Here is a 23998-nt window from a genome sequence, read left to right on the forward strand (position 1 = left end):
GACAAACAGTGCCTTAAGGGGGTTCTGTAACCCCCTTGTAACTGGATCGGTATTGGTTTCTTTCGTTGCTTTGTTAGCAAACCATTTTAAATCAACTGTTATGCCAAACGAAAGAAATCAGCACCCGGAAAACCGGGGCATCTATCGCGAACAGCTGGTCACCACACACGACCTTCAAAACTTAAAAGAAGAACTTCTTTCTGACTTCCGGAAGCTCTTAAAAGAACAGAATCATCAGCCGGTCAAAAAATGGCTGAAATCCTACGAAGTCCGCAAATTGCTTAACATCTCACCGGGTACACTCCAAAATCTCCGGATAAACGGCACCCTGCCGTACACCAAAATCGGAGGAGTCATCTACTACGAACAAAGCGACATTCAGCAAATGCTCGAGTCCCGGAAAACAAAAGGACACTTTGTATAAACCGGGTTTGTCCGTTAAGCCCATCTGATTTACCATGCAAACCTTTCGAAAATAGGTTAATCGTGAAGTACAATGAACTACATCCGGCACCTGGCGGCATTCTTCTGGTGTGTGGAACAAGACGATCGCCTTACCCCGCACCACATCAGCCTTTACCTCGCCCTTTTCCAACGGTGGAACCTCAACCGGTTTCAGAATCCCATCTCCATCAACCGGGCAGAGATGCTGCGAATGTCCAAAATTGGTTCGGTCAATACCTATTCACGGTGTCTGAAACAGCTGCATCAATGGAAATACATCGATTATCAACCGTCCCACAACCCCCTTAAAGGGAGCCGGGTGAACATGTTCATTTTTGATACAACTAGTGAACAAGTAGTGATCCCTTTAATAAACATTAGTAAACAGATTAAACAAGAAACTATAGAATACAATGAACCAATCCAATCTCAATCAAAAAAAATGGAACAGGAAACCAGGTACGGGAAAATGCCCGAAAGCGCTGCCATGCAAGAGAAGAAACCCCAGCCGGAAAATCCCGCCGGTACATCGGCAAAAAGTAAAATCCCGCCTCCGGAGGAACATGTCAAAATCTACTTCCTGGAGAAGGAGTTCCCTGAAGTGGAAGCTGAACGATTTTTCAACTACTACGAATCGGTAGGCTGGAAAGTGGGTGGCCGCACCCGGATGAAAGACTGGAAAGCGGCGGCCCGGAACTGGATGCTCAATGCCCGGAAGTACGGTCCGCGACAACCATTGAGCCCCCGGGACAAATCAACCGAGTACAAACCTGATAATGGGAAAAACTATGCCGAACCACTCTGAACTTTTCACCGCGCCGGGAGTCATCTCTTTCGGGAAAGGAACCGTCAACTACAGCTTTTCAAGCTGCCTGGAATTCATGGAACAAAAAGGCCGGGAATTATTCGGCGACACTTTCAAAATCTATGGTGAAGACCGGCCCATCATTTTCAAGCTCCTCATCTGGGCCATACGTGACCAGGAGAACGCGCAGCGATTAAATCTCAACCTCAACAAGGGAATCATGCTCACCGGACCAATTGGGTGCGGAAAAACCAGCCTCATGACATTGCTCCGCTTTTTCATTCCTCCGGACATCCGGCACAACATGAAATCCTGCCGGGAAGTCAGTTTCGAATTTCACAGGAACGGGTACGAGGTCATCCGGAAACACAGCATTCTGGCTTACGATCGTTCCACCGGCGGGAAAAAGCCCCGGGCCATATGCTTTGACGACCTGGGAACCGAACAAAACCTGAAATATTTTGGCAACGAAGTGAATGTCATGGGCGAAATACTGCTCAGCCGGTACGACCAGTTTGTATCTGACGGCATGCTCACACACCTGACAACTAACTTAACGGCCGGTGAAATTGAAGAATTCTATGGCTCCCGGGTCAGAAGCCGCATGAGGTCCATGTTCAACCTCATCTCGTTTGATGCCAATACGCAAGACAAGCGGCATTAGCCTGCTACAACTCCCTGCCATCGCTACCCCGACTATGTGGTGGCAGGGGTAGTCTGTTTGCCTCTTTATGGGCTAAGCCAATTGCTTCCAGAACCTATTCCACCCCCCACGAGACATGTCGCGGATGCAAAATACGGTTTTCGAAAAATTCATCCTGCCCGTCATCAATCCTAACATTCTGTTGAAATCGTGATTGATAAAAAAGAGCCTACTAAAACTCTGGGAAACAATTCCACAAATATCAAATGGATAAGTCCAAAGTAAGTTTTTATTTCTACCAAAAAAAAAGAAGGGGACTTTAAGCCTCTCTTAAAAGGAATATAAAAACGACGAGAAAATGTTTTTCTTATCCGGAATCGGAATGCCTAATTACGCATTCGCGAAAGAATACTCCGGGAAATCACACTGGCGATGCTGTCTGCACCCGCACTGTCAGGATGGACACCATCATCAAAGTATTTACGCAACGAAAGCAATGGGGTATTTGCATCAATAACGAGCAAGCCTTTTTCCTTGGCAATTTCCTTAATGACGTGTATCTCTGACTTAACAATCTCATTTCTTATTCGGTAAGGATTATCCCAAACGGGCGACGGCAGCACAAGAAATATTTCCGGTTTTAATGAAGAAGATTTCAGCGTATCAATCAATGATTCATAGTCCGATTTAAATTCGGAACCATGTTTATCCCAGTTTTGAGGCTTAGTGTCATTCGTTCCAAGCATAATGGTAACAATATCAGGATGGAAAGCCAACACCTGCGCAATGACCCCGGTGTTCCAATAACTATAGTTACCTTTCTTCAGCATTGTTGCCCCACTTTTGCCGTCATTCTGTACAATGTAGTCTGAACCGAGCAGCTTTTGAAGTATTGGCACATAGGAAGGATGCCCATGCCAACCTTCCGTAATACTATTCCCCACACAGGCAACCTTAACCTGGGCAAAAAGAGGAAAGGATACAAAAACAAAAACCAGGATTAATGACACTCGTTTTGAGAAGATTTTATCCATAACTTCATTTCTTTCTTTACAGTAAATATTTGCGAATCAATTAATTCTCCAGACGTATCTTTCTTATTTTGGTATAATGTTTAGATTATGCGCATATACCGCGACACCTGTGGCTTTCCCTTATCTGTTAGTTTCAATATGATGTGAGCCGTTTCTTTGTTGTCAACCTTTGGAGCAATAATGCAGACTCCATGAGTGTTTTCTGCTCCCTCAATCCTGATTAACTATTTATAAGTCCCGGCTTCGGGGTAGCTAAACCACTAAAAACCGGAACGATCTCCGTCCTGTTGATCGCGGGATGTTTAAGTTAACAAAATATTGGTCGGTCTATCCACAAATCATATTCACCCATCTAAACAAAACTATATCAATTCTTTTCTGTCACTTTCCGATATTGAGCAATATCTTCGATCGTTACAACAGTCATGTTGTTATTCACAGCAAAGTCTGTAATCTCAGGCAGTTTCGCCATTGTTCCATCTGCATTTGTCAATTCACACAAAACAGCGAATTCTCCCAACCCCGATAATTTCATCAGATCAATACTACCTTCCGTATGTCCTCCTCTTTCGAAAACGCCATTATCCCTCGCGAGTAAAGGAAACACATGACCTGGATTCGATAAATCTTCCGAAGTTGCATTTTCGGCAATCGCTGTTTTGATGGTTGTTAATCGGTCCTTGGCTGAAACACCTGTTGTTATTCCCTCTTTTGCTTCAATTGAAATAGTAAATGCTGTTTGATTCTTACTTGTATTGTTCTCAACCATCGGCTTTAATCCAAGGCTTTTGCATTTCTCAGCAGTTAAGCACAGGCAAACGATTCCACTGCACTCACGAATCATTAAAGCCATATCTTTCTCCGTCATTTTTTCCGCAGAGAAAATTATGTCTCCCTCGTTTTCTCTGTTCTCATCATCTACAAGTAATATTCCATACCCTTGTTGCAACTTTCTGACAGCATTTTCTACTCTTTCTTTGCTGTTTTTTCCAAATGAATCCAATGTAACCATTACTCCTATTTAATTATTAATACTAAGCTTTCGGAGCAAAGAACATATCAACATACAACTGTTCAATCACAATTGCATTTTACCCGATATTTTTCTTCTCTCATCCAGACTTTAACTGTCGGTTTTGGAATTTCACCAAATCAGTCCTTTTTCAAGGAGTCGCGGACTTTAACCGCCGGTAGGGAATTTCGCCCTGCCCCGAAGAAAATCGGTTCAAATTTATGTATTATTTTTTTTAAACGATTACTACCCTCATTGCCGTGAAGAAGTTTAATTCATGAAAGGGGAACGCTTTTAGTTCCTTTTTCCTTTTTTGTCCTCCATAGGCTTCTTCAATTTTAGATTTCATTATTCATTTGTGATATCTCTTCTTATCGTTTTTCAATCTCAATTGAACTTCGGTTAACTGTTTGTCCCAATTCATAAAATTTTCGATTCTCTACTTTGGACATTAAGTTGATTTTTACTTGCTTCGACTTTTCACCTTGAATCGAAATCAGAAGCTCCTTTGAATCACTCAGATACAAATCATTCATTGCTACATTCTTTGAATTAGTAAGCGTGATGGCAGGAAATTTTGTCGTTTGAAGATGTAGATTCCGAATCGTCACACTGTCAGCATCCATGCAAACCATGCCCTTAGTGGCTTCCATATTTAAATTCTCAAGGTTCACATTCTGCAGGTTCATCTCAGGCAGTCCCTGTAGATAAATGGCCTGACGGGCTCCTTTACAGGTAATGTTTTTAATGCTGATATCTTTAAATTGGGGCGTTCCTTCATTCACCGAAGGAATACTTTCCTCATCCGACGAGGCACCCGTCTTTTTCAATTTTTTGGCAGCTGAAGGGTTATAGTAAAGGTTAAAGGAAATGGCAACATCCGGAACATGAATCATATCGATATTGGAAATATAAACCTTCTGAACCACGCCACCACGTCCCCGGGTACTTTTGAAACGCAAACCGATATTGGTTCCAATGAACGTACAATCTGAAACATGCAAGTTTTTTACACCACCCGACATCTCACTTCCTACAGTAAAACCACCGTGCCCATGATAAACCGTACAATTCTTTACAATCAGGTTTTCGGTTGGCATGCCTCTATCACGCCCGGCTTTGTCTTTACCTGATTTCACGCAGATGGCATCGTCTCCCACATCGAAAGTACAATTAGTGAGCGCACTGTTTTTGCAGGATTCAATGTCAATCCCATCTCCATTTTGCGCATACCAGGGATTACGAACATCAACATTTCGAATGGTCAGATTTTGACACATTAGCGGATGCAAACACCAGTCTGGTGAATTTTGGAAGACCGGTCCATCGAGTAGCACCTTATTGCAGTTGATCAGATATACCAAAACGGGCCGCAGCCGATCTTTGATTTTCTGGTAATCCTTCAGCGTTTTAAAATTCTCCGAAATATCATTGTCGGTCAGCTTAGCAGCCGTCAGATACTGTTCCGAAGGATACCAGACGTCACCTTTCTCATCTACCACTCCGCCTGAAGCTACTAGTTCTTTCCATTGACTGCCCGTTAATTTTGCCTTTTTGACAGGTCGCCAGGCATCACCCGAACCATCAAAAATCCCATGACCGGTAAAGGCAACGTTTTCCAAATCTTTCCCGTAAATCGGAGATAAACGATGGACACTTTTAACGCCTTTTATGTTGATATCAATCAATGGATACAAATCTTTATCGGTACTAAAGAGTACCAGCGCACCCTCTGCTGTATGGATATTGACATTGCTTTTCAGAATAATCGGACCCGTCAACCATATTCCACGGGGTATGTTTACCGTGCCACCACCATGCTCCGATACGACATTGATAGCCTTTGCAATCGCCTTGGTATTCAAGGTTTGACCATCACCAACAGCGCCATATTTTGTAATCGATACCGAAAAATCAGTAAATACTGGTTCCACTATTTTAGGCATATCAAACTCCAGCCCTTGATATATCGAATCATTATTATGAATGGCACTGGCACTGTTCTTTGGACTACATCCAACTAACACCAAAAGAAACAGATAAAAATGTTTCTGTATGAAATGACTGATTGTGCTCATCTAATCTTTTTTATATGATTTAAAACTTGTTGTTATACCTACCCAGAAGATTGTTATCCCAAATCATTTTACACTCTTATATTTCACTACCACTTCCTGGTCTTTGTTGATGGCTAGTTCGTATTGATTACCGGCAATCTTTTTTATCGTAGCCGTTTTACAAACAGGTGTCGACAGACTCCTGAAACGTAAGGTACCCGTTCCTGTATCTGATTTTACCTTAATCTCTTTTGTTGAACAATACACATGAATTTTGCCATTAGGAGTCGGAACATCGCCTTCCATCCACTGTAAACCGCCCAAACTAGGCTCCGCAGTATAGGATTGATATCCCGGCTTAACCGGTTTAACCCCCAGAAAATATCTTCCCAATAAATATATTGGACTTGCTCCCCATGCATGGCATAGGCTTTTCCCAAAAGGACGCCCATACATACTCAACAACTGAGGATATTTTTCCTTCGGATTGTATTTTTCCCAGAATGAAGTTGCACCAAGTTTTAACATTCCCCCCCAGTAGTCACGGATTTGGTTCAACACATACTTTTGTTCTCCCAGAGAACAAAGCGCTGACAAATTGTAAAACTGCATATAAGGTGTTGTAATTTTCAATGCATCAGGATTAAGCAGTACGTTTTCTTTCACTGCCTCTCTTTTTTCGGGGTTTAGGTAGTTAAACAATACCGCGAAAATATTAGTATACGGTGTGACCTGGGTACTTACTACTCCTTTCACCCGGTTGTGGACGAACGCATTCTGCTTATCGGACCAGAAAACGGTAAAAAGTTTTGTTTTCAAATCAGCAGCCAGCTTTGTGTATAACTTTTCGCTACCGGAATCGTCCATCAATTTTGCGCACGTCGCCATGGTTTCGAGGCTCCGACAGAAAAGTAACTGTTCGAAACTAACCTCACCGGCTTTGCTCATTTTAAAGTCGGCCCAATCAATAAATACCCAGTCGCCGGCCAATCCCTGCATCATACCTGCACTGTCACGACGCGAGAGACAGAAGTCCATCAGGCTTTTCATGCGTGGATATAACTGCACAATCAGCTTTTTGTCACCTGTGTATTGATAATAATCATAGATACCCATAAACCAGTAAAAGGTATAGTCCATGATGGTATTAATATGACTCGTCACAGGGTCCTTCCCCCTTAGGGCAAACGTGGTACGACGAACCGCAGGGGAGTTGAAAAACAGGTAATAATTCATCAGATAGCTCTGATAAGCATCGCCGCTCCACATCCACCGATCACGCTTAATGCCATCGAGGAAAAACTCCCGGGTCGTCAGATGCAGCGTGTAGGCCGCCACATCCCATATTTTATTGATCTGATCATCATTGCAACGGAAACTACCTTTGTATTCAAGCGGCAGATACTCATACTGCATTGAAACCGAATCATACGAAAGCGAATTGCCTTTCTCAACATAAACATATCGAAAAGCTTTCGAGTCGGGTGCGGTGAAATCCTTGGCTATCGCATTTTTCACATGAAAACGATCCAGTGTTTCACAATGATCAACCGACAACGCTTCGTCAGCCGATTCGCCATAGTAAACGTTTAATGTTCCCTTCCCTTTTAACCCGTGAAATTTCACATAGCCAAAAGTCTCTTTTCCAAAATCGTATAAAATGCCGTTATTCTTATGTATTACAGAAACAACAGGCATCGGTTGGGTGGGCAGTTTGAATTTCGACGGAAGGTTGTCGGGTGAGTTAAAGTTCCAGGAAGCGGCATTAACATATACCGTTCCCGAAGAAGTGTCGGAAGCCTTACCCGAGGAATCGATCCACTCTTTGTCCTCATAGGTTACTTTCCACGAATCGTCGGATTGAATGGTTTTACCCTGGACAAAGATTGCCGGTACGCTTGTCTGGTTGTACACTTTTATATTTAACGAATGGAGCCCTGCCGGTATGGCAATTTTCTCGGGAGAACCATAGAGCAACTTACCGTCAAGCTTCACATTGTATTTTCCCTCCACCTTAATGCTGATGGTATCAGGAGCCGCAAGTTTGTATTTATGCGAGAATTCTACCAACACATAATGACTGTCCATTTTCCAGAACGGTGGGAAAAAGGTCCCACGCTCGGTACGACGGTTCTGTACCTTATTTCCTAACCAAATTGAGTAATCACCGGGATACCAAATCCAGGTTGCCTGTTGAGCATGTACCACTTCTGTAGGGACAATGGAAAGAAGCCCTATCAAAACAACAATAAAGATTTTCGCTTTATTTAATGCTGTTAATGTATTCCTCCAACATGGTGTATCCATCTTTTGCAATTTTATTTCGATCATCGGGATTATTTGGATCAAGGCCATTCTTTTGTTCCCATGCATCGGGCATACCATCGTGGTCGGTATCGGTTGGAGGTGTAGTACTATTAAGTGTCGGAAAACCGCCAACGTCGTTTTGTGAATCAATTATGCCGCAAATTTTTGTGGTATCGGGCACCTCTTTATATTGCTTGTACACCCCTTCATACGTTGCGGTACCAGTTTGAACATCATGAATAATTCGTTCATCAACAGCATCCCGTTTGGGGAGTGAACAACCGGCCTGCTCAAGAACGGAGTTATAAGCTTCCTCTGCCGTTTGTTGGTTAATAGGCATTGATGGCCAAGCACTAGTGAGCTTTATAATCGAGTAATCTCCACTGCCTCCTGAAGGTTGTACGCCACCATCCCAGTTATTGGCCGTCACTTGATTATTTCCCACCATAGTATTATCTGCGACATACCATTTGCCATAATCCGTTTTTACGTCACGATAGCTTGGATTAACAATTCGATAGGATATATTACCCGGGCGCGTAGCAGGGCCCGGCTTATAGTAATTGGCCACCATATTGATCTCCGTAAAGGAGTGGTTCGGGTCCGAATCTCCGACTTGTTGTTTTTCACCTCCGTAGCTACTATTGTACCCCCAATTGTATACTACATTATTTCTGAAGTCGGTGTATCCGGAACCAGAGGCAAAACGAGGATTACGACTGGAATTATCTGCTATAAGATTATGATGGTACGTACTATAGTTAGAGCCCCATATAGCTCCAAACCCGTGAGGAGCAATCTGACTTGGGTCAGCATCGTTAGGGTGATTTGCATTAAATAAACTTTCTGAAATTATACACCATTGAACGGTAATGCTGTCACAATGGTAAACAGACATTGTTTCATCTACGCTCCAACTTGCCGAAACATGGTCAATAATAACATTCTTGGTAAACCTGCTACCTATTGCATCATTGACATCTCCTGCAAGATCGCCTAATCGTGTTCTGATATAACGAATGATGACCTGATCTGCACCAATTTCTAATGGATAATTGGCGATACAAATACCATCACCAGGTGCAGTTTGCCCTGCAATGGTAATATTGGAATGGCGGATAGTCAAACTACTTTTCAGGTATATTGTACCTGAGACCCTAAACACAACCGTTCTTGCTCCGGATGCTTCAACTGCGGCTCGAAGACTTCCTGAACCGGCATCATTCAAATTTGTCACTTCATATACTTTACCACCGCGTCCTCCAGTTGTAAATTTACCATACCCTTCAGCTGTCGGAAAAGCCAGGTTGGTTACCTTGTAAATAACAGTGCTGTCCTGGTTATTTCCCGTATTATTGTCTACAGGATTCGTTACCTCGTCTTTCGTGCATCTGGACACTAAAAACATTAATGCACTTACAAACAGAACTACATATTTTGTTTTCATAACTATGGATTTGATGGTCTGGTTTTTAACTCTTAAATTTATTTTTTCTATGTTAAATTGATGAGTACATGCTTATTTTGCGGTGATGCTATTCAAATATCTTTCCAGCATCGTATATCCATCTGGTGCAACATTATTTCTGTCATTTGCATTATTAGGATCAAGATTGTTTGCCTTTTCCCACGCATCGGGCATACCATCCTGGTCGGTATCAACCGGAGCAGGTGTAGAGAGCAGCTTTGGCCAGCCCCCAACATCCTTCTGGCTTTTAATAATTTCACCTGTACGGTTCCTGACATCATTCACGATGCGACGATCGACCAAATCGCGTTTTGGCAAAATGGCCCCACCGGTGTCAAGTACTCGCCGGTATGCTGTTTCCGCATTTTCTTTTTTCACAAGGCCGGATTCAAACGGTTTGTCCTGCTTGTAAGCCCTAATTTCCTTGTCTGTCCAGCTTTTACGAAACTTCACCAGGCTCCACTGATTCCCGGGTAGTTTACCGTTGTAGTAATTTCCTGCAAAATATGCTCTGTTATAAGGCGACCCGGTAGAATAAGCTATCCCGTTCAACTCTGAGTTTACTCCCGGAATTAGAAAATTATCCACGAAGTTGAGACGAGTGACACTGATAGAATCCGCATTATACCCGGCATGTCCTCCACCCCAGTTGTAGATCACATTGTTCCTGAAATCGAGCAACAAACCTTTGGGATCTTTATAGTATGGATGACTATTATAGTTTCCGGGGCGTGGGTTGCGGCCACGATTATTTGCATAGAGGTTATGAAGGTAACTGTATTTTGCACCTCCGGTTCCCCGAATTAAGGATCCGAAACCATGATTGTCCGGATTCAAGCCTTCTGTGATAAAGCACCATTGCACCGTCACATTTGTTAAATTGGGTTTGTGGGTTGCGACTGATAAGTCTTCATCCAGGCTCCAGCTGGCAGAACAATGGTCGATGATAATATCCTTACCAGCGGAGACACCAATAGCATCTTTACCCTGCTTACTACCTATGCCATATGTTCCGTCACCCAAACGCACACGGATGTAGCGAATAATAACATCATGCGTTAAGATCTGTAGTGTTCCGCCTTTCAGACAAATTCCGTCACCCGGCGCAGTTTGTCCGGCAATTGTTATATCCGGGTTTTTTATTCTCAATCGGTCCTTGAGCTCAATTGTTCCCGATACACCAAACACGACTGTACGGGCCCCCTTCTGCTCCACTGCCCAACGCAAACTACCAGGACCACTATCATTAAGATTGGTAACATAAAGGACTTTCCCTCCGCGTCCTCCTTTGGAGTATGCACCGAATCCTTCAGCCCCCGGGAAGGCTAATTGTTGAGCATTAAGCACCGTTCCGCTAAGAACAATTAGTATAAATAAAGTGATTACTTTTCTCATTTTGTAGCTTTATTGGAGCAGAATTTAAGATTATTGGATTACTGCTATAACCACGTTGACACAGTGCTAATCATGGAGTACCATGCCATGGTGTGTTACCGTCAAATGTGATTTACCATTCCCGTTCCTGGAATACAATAAATATGCTTATAAAGACTTGAGTCCATTGAGAACTATTAAGGAAACAGTAATCTAACTCGTTGTGTGAAACTGTTTGAATTCAAGAAAAATCAAACTTATTTACTCTGAACCCGGTCAGGGCAAGGTTAAAAAGGCTGAAAAATCTTCACATCACTGAATTTCACACAACGGGATCTTCTTAATCTACAGTTACTATAACTCGCTTGTAACGAGTTAATACAGGTGAACCATTATCTTTAACCGAGCAAACAACATGAATCGTTTCCCCTCTGGAAGCATTTTCCGGTACGATGAACGAAGCTTCCGGTTCATTGGCATTTTGGATTTCAACATCTCCTTTATACGTCTCAGCCTCCTTATACTGCCACCACTTATAAACCAGTTCATTACCATCCGGATCGTAGCTTCCCTTTGCGCTAAGTTGAACTTTAGTGCCCGGTTTTGCCGTTATGTTCAAATCGTTCTTCAGCTTAACAACCGGAGCATGGTTACAATCTGAGTAGGATTTGACACACCAATCTGCTCTAGCCGCAAAATCATTCTGAAGAGCATCTGTCCAACGGGTAATTGGCTTGAAATACTCCTTCATCAAATCCAGGTTTTTGGGGTATTCGTGTTTCATGTATTGCCGCCCCCATGCTGTTTCTGTATACCATCTTCCTTTTGGATAAGTGTAGCCGGTTTCTGGAACAGGATCAAGCCAGGTATTCGCTCTGACTTTGGTGTAGCGGCCACCCCAACTTCCCCAATCGGGATGATCCATGTTGCCATCTCTTAATCCGTTAATAATGGCATAAATGAATGATGGAGAATCGCCTTCCGATCTAAAATCACCCGCCTTAAATCCTCCCTTATCTCCAGCCTTATGTGCCTGGTAGAGCGAACAGAGTGGCCCGTGACCTTCCAGGATATGTGATTTCATCCAGTCGGCTTTAAAGTATTTTTGTTTATCTGCCGGTAATATTTTGTCCCATTGGTAAGCGATGGCCCAAAACTGATCGCAGATGATGGTCAGAATATTATATTTTCCCCAGTTGGGTAGAATATACGATTGATAAGTATCATCCTGTTCCCAAATAAAAAAGAACCGTAACTTTTTTGCCACATAAGCCATTTTATCCGGGTATTTTTCCTGGATAGTTTTCAATGCCCGGGCAAGTGTATTCGTTCCGCCCCAGGCCAGAAACCAAATCGGCCGGTTATCCTTTTCATTCAGAAGGAGTTTGACGATGAGTTCGGAACCCGGAGTGTTCTTATCCATGGCCCCCTCTTTTGATACGTTTCCCAAAACCGTCCGCTTCCTCAAATATGCCGGAGTAGGATAATCCGGATCGTTCTTCTTCAGATTTGAATAGACCTGGGAGTAAGCATCCAGATATGGGTTCATCCAATCATCCCCAGTCCAATTGTGTCCGTGCGAATGGTATTGCGAACTTGTAGTGATGATACCCTCGACATTGAAAACATCAGCATAAAGCAGGAATCGAACCATCGAACACTGGTCATCAATCTCGGCATCTGTCAAAACAACGACACGTGGCTTTGTATTTTTATACTGCGCGGTTACTTTACCAATAGCAACCGAAAAAAGAAGTGATAAAATAAGAATTTTTTTCATAGCAGTTTCCCCCTATTATTGTTTATGCATATCCTTGACATTATGCAACCATCATTCGTTCCCTTGTTCCGCTCATCATGATTGCTTGGATTTAAAATCTTGTTAATATTCCACTTAGCAAGCGATGAAATAATGAATTATAAATCACTTGGTAACGGTAACAATTACGCGCTGGTAACGGGTCAGTCGAGGCGTTCCATGGTCTGTCACTGCCAGAATAATATGGATTGTCCCGGTGCCTGGAGGCATAACACGTTTAGTTGGCACGATAAACCAGGCCCTGGGCTGGTCAAAATCTTTAATTTCGATCGGCTGCCCACTTCGCGCGCTTGAAACAGGAAAAGTACCAGCTTCCTTATAACAGAACCAATTATAGGAAAGTGCGTCCCCATCAGGATCACTCGAACCGACAGCACTGAGATTGACGCGCTCTCCGGGCTTGGCAGTCAGATGTTTTTCACCGTCAATTTTCGGTACAGGGGGATGGTTGGCTTTATCATAAGGAAGAATCGTCCAGTCCATTCTGGCGGCAAAATCATTCTGAAAAGCGTCACGCCATCTCCATATCGTTTCATGATTACCCGAATGCCATCTGCCATCATATCCAAAAACTTCGTCGATAGCATCAGTCCAGATGGGACGGGTTTCCGGATATAGATACCACCGATGCATTCTCGGAGTGTACAACTCATAACGGCCACCCCAGCCTCCCCAGTTGGGATGCTCCGGGTCACTTAATCCATTATTGATCAAATTCAGGAAAGATGGTGTATCTCCCTCCATTAGAAACTTCCAACGAGGATACTCTGCGCCAAGGGGACCCTTTTTTCGAATGTTTCGATCCAACCATTCATTTGTTACTTCCGAAAAATCTGCACCAGCAAAGCGGCCGTGAAAGAAATCGCCGCTAATACCGCTCCAGGTCGCATAATGATAAGCACCGCCAGCATTAAATCCGGGACTGACGATGTAAAACAAATTCGGAAACTCTTTTCTAAGCCATGGACCGGTATCATCCTGGTCTGATATGGCATAAACTCGTAACCTGGACACAAACGCTTTCAACTCTTTTGTTGAACGTGTTTTCCTGACTTTCCACAGGGCTTGCGCCAATACATTTGGACCTCCCCACACACAGACCCAAAGAGGTCTTGGATCAGCTTTGTCAACCGCCTGGATTAATAGCTCGGAAGCAGGCGAATCCTTACCTTCTCCAATAGCCTTCATACCATATTCCGGAAGTCCTTCTGTAATTTTCGAACGTAAATAATCACCGGTAGGAAACCCGGGTTCATTTTTTTCAAGATTGTCTCTTACCTTACTATAGGCATCTACAATCTCCCGAATTCGTCCGGGGGCGACATGATTTTTTTGATGAATAGAAGTGGTCGCTGCCAATCCTTCGATGTCAAATTGATTGGCATATACTAAAAATCGAACCATCGACATGGCATCGTCCGGCTCATTCTCAATATCAGTCAGTACAAAAACCCGCGGTTTTTCATGGGCAGAGGTAGAGGTGCAGGCAATCGTAATGATCGCGAAAAGCACGAAAAGCTTTCTTACTATCTTTAAGCTTACAGGTTTTGATTTGTGCATCGTGAAGATTTTTTTCTCCTACTACTAAGTCTGGTTGTATCAGCTACCGGAATTAACCTTAAAAAAACATAACTGCCAGTACTACTAACAAATACCGACAGTTATTTAAAAAAACTAATTTACTAACCAATAACTTTTGATGCGGTAATAATACCAAGCCCAATCAGAAATAAAATAAACATAATTAGTAAGATTCGATTGGTCCCGCTTGGTGCACCTTTAAATTCTTTCCAAACAAACACTCCCCAAAGGATAGCTACAACCGGAGCAGCATTGCTAAGAGCATATGAAACTGCTGGATCACCAGCGCCCACTGCCATAAAACTTACTACCATTCCGGATGCCCAAAGAAAACCACCTAAAACTCCGATTGAATGAGTTTTCAAGCTTCCTGCAAAGTATTGTCTCATTTTAACAGGAGAACCTTCAACCGGCTTTCTCATAAAAAATGGATTGAAGACAAAAGTGGTCAGGAAAGCACCAAGTGTAAAGAAGAACACACCGCTGTAAGGGCCAAGATTCCCGGTCCCTCCGGTTACAAATTGATGATCCATTGACTTGACGACTAACCCATAAAAGAAAGCAATAAATAATCCGGCTAAAACGGACAAAGTAATGCCTTTTGCTGAAGGCTTTTTCTGCTGTGAGGCCAATCTTTTGTAGGCAACCATCGTTAAAACAATGGCAACAAAAATGATACCCACTCCAATAAACAACATAGAGGTTGGTATGGCTTCTATTTTAGCACCACCATATACCTCCAGTATAAAATTAAAGATGATGCCCCCCAACCAGGCAATACCACCGCCGATCGGAAATGCAACTGACATACCTGCAACAGCAATAGCGGCAACCAGTAACAAGTTACCGATATTCCATACTAAGCCACCCAACATCGCATACATAATACTTTGTGTATCTGCTTGCTGTAAGTCTGCCCAAAACGTTCTGCCATGTTCGCCAAGGGTACCAAATGTAAAACCCCACAGAAGTGCGGTAAGTACAAGACCCAATACAAAGTCCCAATAGAACAATTCAAAACGCCATGTTTTAGCGGCTAACTTCTGAGTATTTGACCATGAGCCCCACATTGTCATGCAGAAGACAAAAGCGCAAACGGCCAGCCAATAATTACCAATTAAGACCATCGATTTTTCCTTTCCATAGATTTGGTTACTAGCAAATTATTCATTTTGTTAAAATCCCTATTGATTTAGTCTCGAATTATGATGATATACCTATTTTGACATCATTTTCTGGATTGCTCTGTGGAAAATATGCTCTTGCCCGGCTCTTCACAACAAAAAGCAAGCAGCTGACTAAGAGTTAATTAAAAACAAACTCACCTATAAAAGGCTCTTTGCAGTACGATATAAACCGTCTCCAGATATACCATAGTGATTCAGTATTTCAGTTTGCGAACCTGTAACTGTATCTTCGTCGGGAATTCCTACGATTTTAAAAGGAACATAAAGTTTCTCTTGCATTAAGATAGATGCACACGCTTCACCTAAGCCCCCGTTTACACTATGCTCCTCTACTGTAATAATTGCACGACACTTTTTTGCAGTTTCGACAACTTTTTCCGAGTCAAGCGGACTTACGGTATGCATACTTATCACTTCAGCTTGTATTCCCTCTTTTTCCAAAAGCAGAGCCGCTTCATAAGCCAGGGCGACAGTTTCCCCACAGGCAATAAAAGCAACATCCCCACCTTCACAAATCGTTGATGCCTTGCCTATCTCAAATGTGTTTTCCAACCGCGGAAGGTTAGGCATCGGTTTTTTCCCGAACTTCAGAAAAACAGGTACCTTCGATTTCGAAGCGGCAATAACTGCCTCACGAGCTTCATAATTATCAGCCGGAACCACGACTTGTATGTTATGTATAGCTCGAAATACCGCAACATCATGTGTCGAATGATGAGTCGTGCCCAACGCTCCGTAACTCACGCCGGCACTAATTCCAACCAGTGTTACGGGTTGATTGGAGTAGGCCACATCATTCTTAACCTGCTCCAATGCCCTGGCACTCAAAAAACAAGCGGGCGATACAGCAAACACGTTTTTCCCGGCAGAAGCTAATCCTGCAGAAACACCTACCAGATTTTGTTCAGCAATACCTACTTCAACAATTTGCTCTGGAAATTTCTCTCCAAAAGGACCCAATTTGCCAGATCCACGCGAATCGCTCGTTGCTGCCAAAATATTGGAATCTTTATCCGCTAGTTCCATTAGCGTTGCAGCAAACACTTCCAGATTTGCCTTTCCCATTGTCAGTGTTTTGATCGTCATGTTTAGTTTACAATTGAATGTTTTACAAGCTTTTTTTCTAGTGCATCTAATTCATCCATCGCTTGCTTGTACTGTTCATCAGACGGAACGCCGTGATGCCATTTTTTTTCATCTTCCATATAGCTGACACCTTTCCCTTTTACTGTATTGGCAATGATCAGAGTAGGTTTCGATTTTTCTGCTGGCAACTCATGAAATACTTTTCTGAGCTCAGGAATACTATTTCCGTCAACAGAAACAACCTCCCAACCAAAAGCTTTGAACTTTTCATCAATTGGGTAAGGACTACAAACTTCACGATTTCTACCAGTGATTTGCAGGGTATTATGATCAAGGATAGCCACCAGGTTATCCAGTTTGTAGTGGGCGGCCATCATCGCAGCCTCATAGTTAGAACCTTCCGCCAGCTCACCATCTCCCAGTAAGGTGAAAACGTAGTTTTCTGTTTTGTCCATTTTTGCAGCCAATGCAATTCCTGCAGCAATCGATAAACCATGTCCCAAAGCACCGGTATTAAATTCAATACCTTTCACTTTGCGTGTTGGATGGCCAACATATTTGGACTGGTATTGACACATAGTCTCCAAATCGCTTTCCGGGAAAAATCCCTTATCAGCAAGTACCACATATAAAGCTTCTACCGAATGTCCTTTGCTCTGCACATAACGATTACGATGCCTTATTGCAAAATTTTCCGGAGTAACCCCCAAGACATCATTGTAAAGAACATTAAGAATATCAGTACAAGACAAATCTCCCCCAGTATGCCCTGCGTTTGCCAGCTTAATATACTTAAGCAAAGCCTTTCGGTATTTAACCGATTTTAACTGGAGTTCCAAATCTGTGTATTGACTCATAGCTAATGAATTTTCTTTTCTTATTCCTCCGCTCAGGATCGTTTCTCCTCGATACATTTTCAAATTGTTTTACAACTTTATATTGCCCCATACAGGGACATATAGAATACTTCCAATGTCTTCTCCCCTGATATTATACCTGATGAAAAATCACTGATCACTTATACCATTAAGAGCCAATCCAGGTTAAAAGCACTAGTGACTCAGGTAAGGACAAGGTTGACTATATGATAATCTGAATTCTTTACTCGTGTTTATAAAGATCCCACCCTAAATAATTGCCAATAGCTTCTTCCAATACTTCGCTCACATGGCCGCGAACCATAGCGACATGGTGTTCAAAACCATTTTTGCACATAAACTTCATCAGATTTTGCAGGTTCGGGATTTCGCAAACAGCGATACCACCGTCCATTCCATAAGGATCGTCAGTCATTTTACCTTCTCCAAGGTAAGTTTTGATGATTCCCTTGTTATCATCGGTGGAAATTCGGAAATAAGTCATGTCACCAGCAGCAACTTTCCCCTTCACTGCGCCGAAAGTATCTTCACTCCCCAGAACTGTTCCCAGAACATCAAGACTTCCAATTTCAATCTCACTCTGGAAGAACGATTTCGGATAATTGCTACAGTGGGTAGCTACTACTTTGTCACGATCCTCTGCAAAATTGTTGTTCCAGTCAAGAATAGCTGAAGGTGTTTGAGCTGCCAGTGCCAAAGCATACATAGAAATGGTGCCCGCCACGTCCACTTCGCAAGCTGATGGCATAAGCTTCTCTCCCATCATACTCATAGTAACACAGGCAGCACAACCGAAATTCTTCTCAATGGATTCCCAACATTGCAGGGCCGATATATCAATGTTGTTTTCATTAATCCAGTTTTCAACAGCCAATCCGAATCGTGCCTGATGAGCTACCTTACCCTTCGAAGCTATTCCACAAGCTCCATACATTTGTATCGATTCAGCTTTTTCAAGAACAGCAGGATCGTCTTTATCAATCTTCTCTGCAGCGGCAATAATTTCCGACATATCAACCGGAACAACGGTAATACCGTATTTCTGCAGCAATTTCTCACTATAGCGCATAGTCTGGAAACCAATCGGACGAGTACCAATAGCACCAACGCGTAGATTGCTCAATCCTTTCACCACGCGACAGATACTGGCAAACTTCACCAAATCTTTGGTAAATTCGGCACTGTCCAAACTATAAGTGTGGTAGGTGGTGTCGGTGAATTTGATGCCATACTGATAGAAGTTGTTACACACCGAAAGCTTTCCGCAGAAAGCGTCACGGCGGCTTTTTACGTCAACTTTATCATTATCATCATCTACGGCCTGTACCAAGACAGGTACGTTCAAACCAGATAGTTTGATTGAGTTGACTACCCCCAATTCATCTCCAAAGTTAGGTAACACCACGATGATACCTTCAATCAGATCACTGTTTTTCTTAAAAAGAGCACCGCACTTAACAGCATCAGCATATCCCTCAATATTACCGGTCGGTGTTTCATCCTCAGGTAGGATTACATAACCGAATCCCATACTATCAAGTTTGGCTAATACCTTCTTGCGGGCTTCAACAGCTAGTTTATAATTGAAAATGTTTCGTGTGGCGATGATTACGCCGAATGTTTGCTTTCCCGGTTTCATAGTATTGTCTTTTTATTGATTTACCTAATTTATTTGCTTATGATAATCTAGCCCGCTCTACAGCTTTTTGCCAGCCAGCATAGAGTTTTTCAGTTTCTTTTTCCATCATGGCAGGTCTAAAAACCTGATCTACATCACGAAGAGATCCAATCTCCTGAAGGTCCTTCCAAAAACCGGTTGCCAGCCCGGCCATATAGGTAGCACCAAGAGCTGAAACCTCTTCTATATCCGAACGAACAACTTCATGATTGAGCATGTCAGACTGAAACTGCATCAGAAAATTGTTATGGGTTGGACCACCATCGACCCGCAACTCCTGCAACTGAATGCCGCCTCTTTCCTCCATCAGACGTATCAGATCATTAACCTGGTAAGCGATGCTCTCCAATGCAGCCCGTACAATATGTGCTTTGTTCGTGTTTCTGGGCATCCCCGACAAGCAGGCACGCGCTTCATTGTCCCAATAGGGCGCTCCCAGTCCAACGAATGCCGGGACCAGATACACGCCATTATTATCATTGACAGACTTCGCCAATCCTTCTGTTTCAGATGGGTCACTAATTAACTGAACTTCATTCTTCAACCAATTAATTGTATCACCCGTACAATGAATATTTCCCTCAAATACGTAGTAAATTTGATTGTTCATGCCATACCCTATAGACGTAACCAAGCCCTCAGGCGCATCCAACGACTCGTTTCCAATATTCAGCATAATAGAAGAACCCGTCCCATAGGTTGCTTTAGCCATCCCAGGACTGAAACAGTTTTGTCCGAACAACGCACCATGAGAATCCCCAAGCAGTCCCGCAATCGGTAATGCTTTTCCGAAAGTCACATCAGGATCACTGTACCCAAAAATTTCATCACTATAACGAACTTCCGGGAACATATTTCTTTCAAGATCAAATAAGTCGATTAATTCACTATCCCACTGTAAAGTGTGAATATTGAACAGCATGGTGCGGCATGCATTCGAATAGTCAGTCGCATGAACCTTGCCCCCTGTAAGCTTCCAAAGCAACCAGGTATCCATGGTTCCCAGAAGTAAATCACCAGCTACGGCTCGTTCTTTTACTCCCTCGACATTTTGCATCAACCAATGCAAACTACTTGCTGAAAAATAGGGATCAATCAGCAATCCAGTCTTGCTTTTTATTAATTCATCATATCCCTTACTTTTCAGTTCGTGACAATAAGGTGCACCGCGCTGACATTGCCAGACCATGGCGTTGTAGACCGGCTTCCCTGTATTTTTGTCCCATACCATCACCGTTTCTCTCTGATTGGTCAGGGAAATAGCAGCAATGTCATCAATACTGATCTTTTTTTCTTCAAGCACATGATGCATGGCCATCATTGTATTTTCGAAAATCTCAACCGGATCATGTTCCACAAAACCGGGTTGAGGGTAATATTGCTCATGACCAACCGTAGTTCTGTACCCTACTTTTCCTTTTTTGTTAAAAACGATTGCCTTAGTAGCAAATGTACTTTGGTCGATTGCTAGAATATATTGCTGAGAACCATTCATTTTAATAACATCAATTAAGTTTTCCCATTATTGATTATTTCCGTAATATAAGAACATACCTTTCTTCTATAAGGCAAAAGAAATTTTTCGAAATATAAAAAGAAAATAATAATAAATCAAACAAAAGACTCGCAAAAAAAAGAAGTAAATAGTGGACCACTATTTGTATCGTTTTCAATACGATATAATCAAGAAATAGTTAATCCTTTACAGCCAAACAGCAAACAAACATCAATATTTAGCGTCCAATCAAGAAAATTGTGGAAGGAGCATTTCAAATTCCTAAGCCAACGAACACAAGACTAGCGCAAAAATTCGTTCCCGCGCTGTGGTTGTGCGTCATGCAACAACAATCTTAATATCATTACTCTTAAGCATTCGAATGTCTGCCTCACTAATATTCGAGTCCGTTATCAAAAAATCAATCAAGGAAAGGGCTCCCAGGCTGGCAAATGCACTTTTCCCCACTTTACTGGAGTCGGCAACCAGGTAAACTTCATTGGCTGACTCGATCATCGCACGCTTCACAACAAGATCGCTGATACTGGGATAGGTAAGACCAGATTTCAATGTAATTCCGGCAGTAGCCAGGAAGAGCTTATCAACATGCAGGCCGTCGAAAGAATCTGCCGCTTTTTGCCCTGTCAACGATAAAGTCGGTGACTTAAACTCACCTCCGGTAACCACCAGATTTATCTCAGGAATCCCTCCGAGTATCAGGGCGATGTTCAGGGAGTCGGTAATGACCGTCAAACTCTTAAAGCCGGTAATCAACTTTGCGATTGCGGTGGTTGTTGAACCAGAATCCAGAATAATGGTATCCCCATCGTTAATCAGTTCCAGTGCCTTTCTGGCAATTGCCGCCTTTTCTGCAATACGCTCCTGGTTGTGTAAAGCAACGTTCTTTACATTCATTCCAATATTTTTGAGGTAAGCCCCACCATGCTCCCGTTCTACATAACCGCCTTTCTCCAGTTTCTCGAGATCCTGTCGAATGGTGACTTCAGTGACTTTAAAAATCTTACTAAGCTGCATGACCTTGGCATGCCCGTCTTCTCTGATTAAGTCCAGTATTTTCTCCCGTCGTTGTTGTGGTAGCATTATTTTGGTAATAGGTTACACATTCTTTTAGTGCAATTAACTTCCTTACCTCTATTGTAACTTACTTGATTTTGTGCCAGCTTATATACCCACTCCGAAAATTGATTCTCCCTTAATACCCCGGAACCATAACAGGCTTTTTTTCGATCATCTGTTCTAACCCCCACCAGTACTTGTGTAGTTACCATTTTTCGATAAAGAAAATCTCTGAATCAATGATAACTCCAAAATCAGAACATTAAAACCTGAAGTCAGCCACCTTTCAGTGGCGGACTTCAGGTATTCTTTACGTTACAAATTAATAAACTAATTCAATATGGATAGCTCACAATTTCATACGCCATCTCGGATCTCCTGAATCATATCTCCCGGGGAAAACGGTGTTTACAATCGTAAAATCACCTTGGAATCCATTTCCAAGAGGTTCAGCATCTGTAGGGTCTACATAATCATTACCTGCATCAGGATCTGCCCATAAATCTGCTTGAGTGCAACCTGCGTTTCCAACAACTAAACCAGCAGGAACTTCAGAATCATCATGCCAAACGAAATCGGTTACGATATAGTTACCAGTAGCCGTTATTGCAGCATTTGAACTTCCATTAAGAAAATCTACCTCAGTTACGCCTTTATTAGCGTGACCGAAAATACAATTGGATATTGTCCAGCTGTTTGTTACATCAACACCATCATTCCTAAGTCTGAAAATACTATTATTTTGGTTTACAATGGTGCAACCGTCAACAAGTACATTCTCAACTGAATTTCTTACATAAAATAAAAATTCACAATGATTAAACGTACTGTTTGTATAATTGATATTTTTTATCATCTGGCCGGTTTTGCCATCAGTGTAGGCAACTCCATAACCACCAATCCAATCTAAATAACAATTATTTATATTAAAATTATTAATGACATCATAATCCCCTTTACTTTTTAAGACGCCTCTAAGATTATAGATATAACAATCATCAAAAGTAATTTCATTTACAGTAGTGTTGTTATTGCCTGGGTACAATACATAATTGCCGTTACTGGGTGATAACAAGTATAAGTTCTTATAACGTATGTGATCGATATTTGCACCTTCCGGCCAGTTTGCACTACTATTAACGATGATCCTTGCTTTATCCTGTCCAATTCCTAATTCGCCTTGAATGGTTACTGACTTATCAAAAGTGGTAATTGGATTATAAGAAGCACCAAATTTCAGTAAAATAATGTCACCATCACTGGCAGTTGCATATGCATTTACAAGCGCATCAGGGTCCGTACTTTGAGTAAGGTCAATTACTCCGGGAGCATTTGGATCAACATCGGCTGCTTTCGTTGTATATTTAACCCAACCTCTAAGGGTGGCTCCACTATAAATAGCTATTTGGTATGTTGTTGCAGGTTGAAGTCCATTAATAATCCACTCCCCACTTGTTTGTCCGCTATCGGCAACGGCAAATTCGGGCAATAATGGATTTGTCAGCTTTATATCATCTGGCGCAAAAACCTTGATGCCAGTCACCGGAAGCCCTTCAACACTCCATCTTAATCTTGCTTCCACATCAGTAACATCTATATTTAAGTTAGGAACCTTTAAAATGCTTGGGAAACGTTCTGTTCGCACAGAACCTAAATCTGAAAATTTACTATCATATATAGAATCTGACGCATCCGCTTTGGCTCTCACCTGATAGAGCATATTCCAATATAATTCATCGCCAAGATTATCTTGATTAAGTACTACATAACTCGTATCTACTTTAACTGAATACTCAACCGTATTGAAGGAGTCTCTACTCAATTCGATGGTATAACCTGAGGCTTTACTTAAATTACCCATGTTAACGATTATCGCATTACCCTGAGCAGACAATGGTTGATTGAGAACAGGTCTGAATAACCGGGTTTGTTCATATATCGGATTATCCTTTTTACAGGAAGAAACCATTACCGTTACTACACATAAAAACAAAATTGTTTGAATGCTAATAGTATGAATTATATTTTTCTTCATTTGTCTGATTTTTAGAGA

At 42.2% G+C, this 23998-nt stretch carries 19 protein-coding genes and 1 riboswitch; of the genes, 3 read left to right on the forward strand and 16 right to left on the reverse strand.

Features of this window, described 5'->3' with window-relative positions:
- Nucleotides 1–100 precede the first annotated feature (100 nt).
- The 3 genes from AC060N_RS12490 (at nucleotide 101) to AC060N_RS12500 (ending at nucleotide 1913) form a co-directional block, all read left to right on the forward strand.
- On the forward strand, nucleotides 101–424 hold the full coding sequence (locus AC060N_RS12490; RefSeq protein ID WP_051538935.1) for a helix-turn-helix domain-containing protein: 324 nt from the start codon (nucleotides 101–103) through the stop codon (nucleotides 422–424).
- A gap of 72 nt (nucleotides 425–496) precedes the next feature.
- A complete protein-coding gene (locus tag AC060N_RS12495; RefSeq protein ID WP_479524089.1) occupies nucleotides 497–1249 on the forward strand; it encodes a hypothetical protein in 753 nt (250 codons plus the stop codon).
- The gene (locus AC060N_RS12500; protein WP_479524090.1) at nucleotides 1233–1913 is read left to right on the forward strand and encodes a P-loop NTPase family protein; all 681 of its coding nucleotides are present in this window, start codon (nucleotides 1233–1235) and stop codon (nucleotides 1911–1913) included. Before AC060N_RS12495 ends, AC060N_RS12500 begins: the two co-directional genes overlap by 17 nt.
- A gap of 365 nt (nucleotides 1914–2278) precedes the next feature.
- On the opposite strand, the gene AC060N_RS12505 is transcribed toward AC060N_RS12500, so the two are convergent.
- The 16 genes from AC060N_RS12505 to AC060N_RS12580 form a co-directional block, all read right to left on the reverse strand.
- Entirely contained in the window at nucleotides 2279–2926 is a 648-nt protein-coding gene (locus tag AC060N_RS12505; protein WP_479524091.1) for a GDSL-type esterase/lipase family protein, read from the reverse strand.
- 80 nt (nucleotides 2927–3006) lie between these two features.
- Nucleotides 3007–3147, reverse strand: a complete 141-nt coding sequence (locus AC060N_RS12510) for a hypothetical protein (protein WP_479526995.1) — start codon at nucleotides 3145–3147, stop codon at nucleotides 3007–3009.
- Nucleotides 3148–3293: 146 nt separating this feature from the next.
- Nucleotides 3294–3938 (reverse strand): 3,4-dihydroxy-2-butanone-4-phosphate synthase, encoded by a 645-nt coding sequence (ribB, locus tag AC060N_RS12515; protein ID WP_479524092.1) that lies wholly within the window; start codon nucleotides 3936–3938, stop codon nucleotides 3294–3296.
- An 88-nt stretch (nucleotides 3939–4026) separates the two neighbouring features.
- A riboswitch (FMN riboswitch) is annotated at nucleotides 4027–4148 on the reverse strand.
- A 161-nt stretch (nucleotides 4149–4309) separates the two neighbouring features.
- A complete protein-coding gene (locus AC060N_RS12520; RefSeq protein ID WP_479524093.1) occupies nucleotides 4310–6016 on the reverse strand; it encodes a glycoside hydrolase family 28 protein in 1707 nt (568 codons plus the stop codon).
- A gap of 63 nt (nucleotides 6017–6079) precedes the next feature.
- Nucleotides 6080–8302: an alpha-L-rhamnosidase-related protein gene (locus AC060N_RS12525; protein WP_479524094.1), complete on the reverse strand. Its 2223-nt coding sequence runs from the start codon at nucleotides 8300–8302 to the stop codon at nucleotides 6080–6082.
- On the reverse strand, nucleotides 8259–9749 hold the full coding sequence (locus tag AC060N_RS12530) for a pectate lyase (protein WP_479524095.1): 1491 nt from the start codon (nucleotides 9747–9749) through the stop codon (nucleotides 8259–8261). The genes AC060N_RS12525 and AC060N_RS12530 overlap by 44 nt, the downstream gene beginning before the upstream one ends.
- 72 nt (nucleotides 9750–9821) lie before the next feature.
- Nucleotides 9822–11165, reverse strand: a complete 1344-nt coding sequence (locus AC060N_RS12535) for a pectate lyase (RefSeq protein ID WP_479524096.1) — start codon at nucleotides 11163–11165, stop codon at nucleotides 9822–9824.
- A 319-nt stretch (nucleotides 11166–11484) separates the two neighbouring features.
- Nucleotides 11485–12924, reverse strand: a complete 1440-nt coding sequence (locus AC060N_RS12540; protein ID WP_479524097.1) for a DUF1593 domain-containing protein — start codon at nucleotides 12922–12924, stop codon at nucleotides 11485–11487.
- A 144-nt stretch (nucleotides 12925–13068) separates the two neighbouring features.
- Nucleotides 13069–14523 (reverse strand): nucleoside hydrolase-like domain-containing protein, encoded by a 1455-nt coding sequence (locus AC060N_RS12545; RefSeq protein ID WP_479524098.1) that lies wholly within the window; start codon nucleotides 14521–14523, stop codon nucleotides 13069–13071.
- A gap of 122 nt (nucleotides 14524–14645) precedes the next feature.
- Nucleotides 14646–15671 (reverse strand): GRP family sugar transporter, encoded by a 1026-nt coding sequence (locus AC060N_RS12550; RefSeq protein ID WP_479524099.1) that lies wholly within the window; start codon nucleotides 15669–15671, stop codon nucleotides 14646–14648.
- 198 nt (nucleotides 15672–15869) lie between these two features.
- A complete protein-coding gene (locus AC060N_RS12555) occupies nucleotides 15870–16796 on the reverse strand; it encodes a transketolase family protein (protein WP_479524100.1) in 927 nt (308 codons plus the stop codon).
- A gap of 23 nt (nucleotides 16797–16819) precedes the next feature.
- On the reverse strand, nucleotides 16820–17731 hold the full coding sequence (locus AC060N_RS12560; protein ID WP_479524101.1) for a transketolase: 912 nt from the start codon (nucleotides 17729–17731) through the stop codon (nucleotides 16820–16822).
- A 187-nt stretch (nucleotides 17732–17918) separates the two neighbouring features.
- The gene (locus AC060N_RS12565; protein ID WP_479524102.1) at nucleotides 17919–19334 is read right to left on the reverse strand and encodes an L-fucose/L-arabinose isomerase family protein; all 1416 of its coding nucleotides are present in this window, start codon (nucleotides 19332–19334) and stop codon (nucleotides 17919–17921) included.
- Between the two features lie 37 nt (nucleotides 19335–19371).
- On the reverse strand, nucleotides 19372–20868 hold the full coding sequence (gene glpK, locus AC060N_RS12570) for a glycerol kinase GlpK (RefSeq protein ID WP_479524103.1): 1497 nt from the start codon (nucleotides 20866–20868) through the stop codon (nucleotides 19372–19374).
- Nucleotides 20869–21207: 339 nt separating this feature from the next.
- The gene (locus tag AC060N_RS12575; RefSeq protein ID WP_479524104.1) at nucleotides 21208–21969 is read right to left on the reverse strand and encodes a DeoR/GlpR family DNA-binding transcription regulator; all 762 of its coding nucleotides are present in this window, start codon (nucleotides 21967–21969) and stop codon (nucleotides 21208–21210) included.
- Nucleotides 21970–22294: 325 nt separating this feature from the next.
- Nucleotides 22295–23980: a DUF4957 domain-containing protein gene (locus AC060N_RS12580; protein WP_479524105.1), complete on the reverse strand. Its 1686-nt coding sequence runs from the start codon at nucleotides 23978–23980 to the stop codon at nucleotides 22295–22297.
- Nucleotides 23981–23998: the final 18 nt, after the last annotated feature.

This window comes from Prolixibacter sp. DSM 2831, from assembly GCF_056493735.1.